General features: G+C 62.3%; 1 protein-coding gene. It reads right to left on the minus strand.

The window, feature by feature from the left end:
• A partial coding sequence (locus ABD931_RS29115) for an Ig-like domain-containing protein (RefSeq protein ID WP_345271648.1) occupies positions 1–722 on the minus strand: 722 nt, incomplete at both ends.

The following is a 722-nucleotide window of genomic DNA, read 5'->3' on the forward strand; positions in this document are numbered from 1 at the left end:
CACAGATCCTGTAGACGAAGCTGTCGTTGCCCGTGAAGGTGTCATTGGGATCATAGCTGATGGTGCCATTGGTATTCACCACCACCGTGCCGCCCGTCGGCTGCGTCACAATCGTGGGCAGGGTCACTGAGGTAAGTGAAGCCGGCGCACCCGTGCGGCTGAAGTCATTATTCAGCACCGCCAACGCCAGCGTCTGGTTGAAGCCCAGCGTGTAGCTGTCGGGATTGGCCACCGGGGGCGCACTGCCCACGTTGAAGGTCACCCGGGCCGTGTCACACAGCGCCGTGTTCACCCGGTCACAGATCTGGTAGACCAGCGTGGTGCTGCCGGCAAAGCCCACAGCCGGCGTGAAGGAGATACTGCCGTTGGCATTGACCACGGCCGTGCCGTTGGCGGGCTGAGACAGGATCACCGGGGTAGTCACCGTAGCCAGTGTGGCCGGTACGGTGCCGTTGCGGTCGGCATCATTGGCCAGCACGTTCACCGTCACCGGCTGGTTGAAGGCCACCGCCACCACATCCGGGTTGGCTCGCGGAGCCGCACTGCCTACGTTCACTACCACCAGAGCGGTGTCACACAGGCTGGTATTTACCCGATCACAGATGCGGTAGATGAACTGATCCGCCCCGGCAAAGCCGAAGGCAGGTGTGTAGGTGATGCTGCCGTTAGCGTTCAGCGTCAGCGAGCCATTCACCGGCTGGGTTACTATCGACGGAGCCGTG

Source organism: Nibrella viscosa (genome assembly GCF_039541875.1).
In the GTDB taxonomy this organism is placed as follows: Bacteria; Bacteroidota; Bacteroidia; order Cytophagales; family Spirosomataceae; genus Nibrella; species Nibrella viscosa.